We start from the raw sequence: 5,152 nt of genomic DNA, 5'->3' as shown, positions 1-5,152 counted from the left end.
TTTTTTTGAGCATTACTTCTCTCATTCCGCTTGCTTATTCCCTTGGTGTAAGTTTTACAAATTTAAACCTTTTACGACCTGGACAACCAATTCAATTCGTTGGACTACAAAATTATTCAACTGGTATTAGAGACGGAGAATTTCTCACCGCTGCTTGGAATACCATATTAATTGTTTCAGTATCCTTAGGCCTCCAACTATTAATAGGTTTAATGCTTTCTCTCATTCTTTCCCAGGAGAGAAAAGGTTTTCGTCTTTGGCAAACAATCCTACTTATCCCAAATATTATTGCTCCAGTGGTAGTGGGTGTTCTTTGGCGTTTAATGTTCAACCCTGATTATGGTATTTTCAAGTTGGGTCTTGCCCAAATAGGTATTGATAAACCATGGCTTCAACATCCAATATGGGCAAAAGTTGCGGTAATTATAGTTGAAACTTGGACTTGGACTCCTTTTGTTATGCTAACGTTGATTGCAGGATTGAAATCTTTATCTGATACCCCTTTTGAGGCAGCTAGAATAGATGGGGCCAGTGGTCTTCAAATATTTCGATATATCACCATGCCTCTCCTCAAACCAGTTATTGCTGTTACGTTGCTATTAAGGTTAATGGATGCCTTTAAAATGTTCGATTCCATTTATGTTCTTACTTATGGGGGACCGGGTTTGGCTACTGAAGTTTTAAGCCTTCGAATATATAAAAAAGGCTTAAAATATTTCGATATAACAGAAGCCTCCGCTCAATCTTGGATATTTTTAATTTGTATTTTTGTAATATCCTATATAATTGCTAAAAAATTTGTACAGGTTGAAAAAAGGATAGAATAAAGAAATGAAAAGGCAAATTGCTGCCCGCCAAGGAAAAAACTACTTCAAAAGGATAATTGAATATGTGGTTATCTTCATTGCTTTATCCCAGGTCCTAATCCCTCTTTTTTGGCTATTTACTACATCGTTAAAAAATCCAGTTGACATTTTTACTTATCCACCAGTATGGATTCCAAAGAATATAACATTGAACCATTATCGATCAATATTACAAGTTAATGGAGTTTTACCATATTTTATTAACAGCGTCATTATTGCCCTAAGCTCAACGTTAATGGCGACAGTGTTCGGTGGATTTGCTGCATACAGCTTGGCTCGAGTACGATTTCCATTTAAACTAGGCATTTTTTTGGTATATTGGATTCTCATGACTAGAATGTACCCGGCAGTCTGCACTGCCATTGCTTATTTTATGATTATACAAAGATTAGGTCTTTTAGATACCAGGTTAGCACTGTCCATCACCTATACTAGTTTTAATCTTCCTTTTGTAATCTGGATTCTTCTTGGATTTTTTGGAGATATTCCTCGCAGTATCGAAGAATCAGCCATCATGGATGGAGCCACTTTCTTTGAACGATTCGTGAGAGTTGTGATACCAATATCAATACCCGGTTTAGTCGTAGCAGCTGTTTTTTCATTCATCCTGGCATGGAATGAATTTTTATTCGCAGTAATTTTAACGACTTACCGGGCTCAAACTGTACCGGTCGTCATTTCTGGTTTTATTACCGATAGAGGATTGGAGTGGGGACAAATGACTGGTATGGGAGTTTTGGCCATAATTCCAGTTTTGATATTCGCCCTTATTATTCAAAAGAATTTTGTAAAAGGATTGGCATTTGGAGCAGTCAAAGAATAAAAAAAGAAAAAAGGAGGGTATATTTATGAACTTTGATAGAAAAAAAATAAAGGATCTATACCGGAAAGAGCTTTTTGATAACGTTATTCCTTTCTGGTTGAAATACTCCTTAGATGAAGAGTTTGGTGGTTTTATTAGCCAACTTGATAGAGAGGGAACTCCTTATGGAAAAGATAAATCAGTTTGGGTGCAAGGTCGAGCTACCTGGTTATTTTCAAAACTCTACAATCATATTGAAAAAAACCCGGATTGGTTGTATGCGGCTCGCCTTGGTGCGGATTTTATAAAAAAATTTGCTTTTGATGAATCAGGCCGGGCGTTTTTCCGTTTAACTCAGGATGGAAAGCCCATCAATAAACCTTGGAGCATTTTTTCCGAAACATTTTTAATTATTGGTTTAGCTCATTATGCTAAAGCTTCCGGGGATGAGTTGTCATTAGAACAAGCAGTAAAAACCTATTGGAACCTCGTTTCATTACTTGATAATCCGGAAAAAATTGGATCGAATACTGTATACGAAAATTATCCGGTAAAAGGTCATGCTATTCCTATGATCATGGTAGCTACAACTCAGGAGCTTCGAGAGATAGTCCCGGATGATAGATACCAACCAGTGATGAAAAAATATCTGGGCGAAATACTTTGGGTTCACGCTCGTGATGATGTCCAAGCCTTACTTGAAAATGTTAATTCAGATGGATCAATGATTCCTGGACCAGAAGGACGTTGTGTCAATCCTGGTCATGCGATTGAATCAGCTTGGTTTTGCTTGCGGGAAGGACAAAAGCTTAAAGATAAAAATATTATTAAAAGAGCCTTAGAAATATTAGATTGGTCGCTTCGATTAGGTTGGGATGAAGAATACGGTGGTCTTTTCTATTTTGTCGATTTAGCTAATAGACCCCTTGACCAGCTTGAGTGGGACATGAAGCTTTGGTGGCCACACACCGAGGCTCTCTATGCCTTGCTATTAGCATATGAACTAACAGGAGACGAGAAGTACGCCCAATGGTTTATTAAAATTCATGAGTGGAGCTTCGCTCATTTTCCGGATAAAGAATACGGTGAATGGTATGGCTATCTTCATCGAGACGGTTCGATTTCGCACACATTAAAAGGGAATTTATGGAAAGGACCTTTCCATCTTCCTCGAGCTCTTTTATATAGTTATTTGGTTTTGTAAGAAGTAAGGTTTTTGCGATATTATTTTAAGACCAATCCTTTACGAAAGAATGTTTATTAACGTAGGGTCGCAATTCGTTGCGCCCCTTAGTATATTTATTTCTTCTTTTATCTCTTTGATGGGAGAGTTTAGTTTATGAGGAATCTTGGGTATTCCTCATAAACTATAAATAAGTACTTTTCTTATTGTTCAACAGCATTATGAGGAATAATGATGGTTAGCAGTTCGTCTAAATAAATAGTTTTTTGTTCTAAAAAAAAGGCCATAAAAAAACCACGGACTCTAACGAACCTTTTTGCCTTCATCTCACTGGGAAGGTTATTATTCATAAACTTCTTCAGTGTTTCAGGATCAGACTTCCATTTTTCCTCTCGGAAAAACTTCGAACCTTTTTCCTTGCGGTTAAAAGTTCTTTTTTCTAACCCTCCGGTCTTACGTTCCTCAGAATCCGTGGTAATTATTATATTAAATGATGCGTCTTCTTTTGTCAAATTTCAGAAGGGGAGCGAAGGGGTATTGGTTAAGCGATTTTAAAAAATGAAACACTCATTTTTGCTTGAAATGACAAGAAAATTTAAAAAAGAAAAAAGAATTTTACTTTTATGATCGACTGAACCAAATCCTTAATCAGGGTGGAAGACCAGGATTATCAGCACTATTTCATAGTCCTTAATCCTTAAGATTAGATCGAATTATTTTATTATAGGAATTGCCGAGCTTCTTATTATCAACTTGGGTTGGATAACGATTAATTTTTTCCGAATTTTTTTATTTTCAATGAGTTTTAAGAGAAGGTTAACTCCTTCTTTCGCCATTTCATCAAAAGGCTGGGCCACTGTTGTTAAAGGTGGAGAAAACACTTCGGAAAGAGGAATATTATCCAAACCAACAATGGAAATATCTTCGGGAAGGGACAGGCCTTTTTCTTTTGCTATTTGAATTGCTCCAAAAGCCATTAAATCGTTCATTATAAAAATGGCGGTTGGGTACTCATCACGGGGAAAAACCAAGAGATTTTCCATGGCTTTTCTTCCGCCTTCAATTTTAAAATCACCTTCTTGAATAAATTCTTTTCTGATTTTTAAATCTTTTTTCCCTAATGTATCCAAAAAACCCGAGAGCCTTTCACGGCATATTTTAATCTTTAGTGGTCCAGAAATACAGGCAAATTTCTGATGTCCTAATTCTAAAAGATGAGAAGCGGCTAAAACACCGGCTGAATAATTATCTAATTTTATCGTTGGAGCTTCTTCAACTTCCATGGTTCTATCTAAGACTATATAAGGAACCTTTAATAGCTGGGGAGTTTTGAAGAGCAAGCTTTCATCTGATACTCGCGAAAAAATTATTCCTTCCACTTGACGTTGAAGAAGAATTTCCAGGTAAGTTTTTTCCTTTTCAGCATCTTCACCAGTATTACAAATAATGAGGTTATAACCTCGTTTGGAAGCTATTTCTTCGGTATGTTTGGCAATTATAGCAAAAACAGAATTTCTAATATCTGGCACTAAAAGCCCAAGAAGTTTTGATTGTTGACTACGCAAACTCCGCGCTAAGAGGTTGGGTTGATAATTAAGTAAATGAACAGCTTCCCAAACCTTATCGACACTTTCTTTACTAACTGATCCTTTGTTGTTTATTACTCGAGAAACGGTGGTGATTGATACCCCTGCTAAACGAGCCACTTCTTTAATCGAGGGCATTCTTTGTCTCCTCTATTTGAAAACGTTTTCTATAATCTATAACTATATGCAAAATAATATAACATAATTTAATTATTGACAAACAAATTTAAATTTGTTAACGTTTTCTATACATTCATCTTGAAATAGTTATAAATAATTAATATTGAAATTTTATCATCTTTTGAATTATACGATAACGGAGAAGTTGAGAAACTAAAATTAAAAAAAATAATAAATAAAAATAACTCAAAAACTTCACATCCTACGACAACCCCAAAGGGGATTGCAGAACTAGAATACAAAATGAAACCATAAAACCATGAAGCGATATGATATGAAGGTTTTCTTTTTTAAAGTAAGGAAAAGGCATATAACTGACAAAAAGGATAGAAGTTTATGCCAGTAGGTAGCACCAGAAGAATATGATAATGCCTATCTAAATCCGTCGTTGCGAGGAGTTCAACCGTTCATTGGTTGAACGACACGGTCATCTCATTCACCCACTCCGTCATTCTGAGGAGCATATTATGCGACGTGAGAATCTCATTCACCCACTCCGTCATTCTGAGGAGCATATTATGCGACGTGAGAATCT

General features: G+C 36.1%; 5 protein-coding genes. 3 read left to right on the top strand and 2 right to left on the bottom strand.

The features are described from left to right. From PLK24_RS08070 to PLK24_RS08060, 3 genes are all read left to right on the top strand, one after another. On the top strand, positions 1 to 827 hold an 827-nt coding region (locus PLK24_RS08070; protein WP_324477998.1), incomplete at its 5' end, for a carbohydrate ABC transporter permease. A 4-nt stretch (positions 828 to 831) separates the two neighbouring features. Then, positions 832 to 1,689 carry a carbohydrate ABC transporter permease gene (locus PLK24_RS08065; protein ID WP_276794036.1) on the top strand — a complete coding sequence of 286 codons (858 nt, stop codon included), beginning with the start codon at positions 832 to 834 and terminating at the stop codon, positions 1,687 to 1,689. A gap of 25 nt (positions 1,690 to 1,714) precedes the next feature. After that, the gene (locus tag PLK24_RS08060) at positions 1,715 to 2,872 is read left to right on the top strand and encodes an AGE family epimerase/isomerase (RefSeq protein ID WP_324477994.1); all 1,158 of its coding nucleotides are present in this window, start codon (positions 1,715 to 1,717) and stop codon (positions 2,870 to 2,872) included. Between the two features lie 182 nt (positions 2,873 to 3,054). Here PLK24_RS08060 and PLK24_RS08055 read toward each other — a convergent pair whose 3' ends face one another. Both PLK24_RS08055 and PLK24_RS08050 read right to left on the bottom strand, forming a co-directional pair. Next, positions 3,055 to 3,363: a hypothetical protein gene (locus PLK24_RS08055; RefSeq protein WP_324477992.1), complete on the bottom strand. Its 309-nt coding sequence runs from the start codon at positions 3,361 to 3,363 to the stop codon at positions 3,055 to 3,057. 201 nt (positions 3,364 to 3,564) lie between these two features. Then, complete coding sequence (locus PLK24_RS08050) at positions 3,565 to 4,575, bottom strand: LacI family DNA-binding transcriptional regulator (protein WP_324477990.1); 1,011 nt, start codon at positions 4,573 to 4,575, stop codon at positions 3,565 to 3,567. Positions 4,576 to 5,152: the final 577 nt, after the last annotated feature.

It is taken from the genome of Atribacter sp. (genome assembly GCF_035418125.1).
In the GTDB taxonomy this organism is placed as follows: Bacteria; Atribacterota; Atribacteria; order Atribacterales; family Atribacteraceae; genus Atribacter; species Atribacter allofermentans.
Note: the sequence above shows the minus strand (reverse complement) of the source record. Positions and strands in the feature narration are given on the sequence as shown.

What these genes read in the sequence shown, in the direction of transcription:
- PLK24_RS08065 (WP_276794036.1), top strand. Translation starts at nt 832, where the DNA reads ATGAAAAGGCAAATTGCTGCCCGCCAAGGAAAAAACTACTTCAAAAGG.
- PLK24_RS08060 (WP_324477994.1), top strand. Translation starts at nt 1,715, where the DNA reads ATGAACTTTGATAGAAAAAAAATAAAGGATCTATACCGGAAAGAGCTT.
- PLK24_RS08050 (WP_324477990.1), bottom strand. Translation starts at nt 4,575, where the DNA reads ATGCCCTCGATTAAAGAAGTGGCTCGTTTAGCAGGGGTATCAATCACC.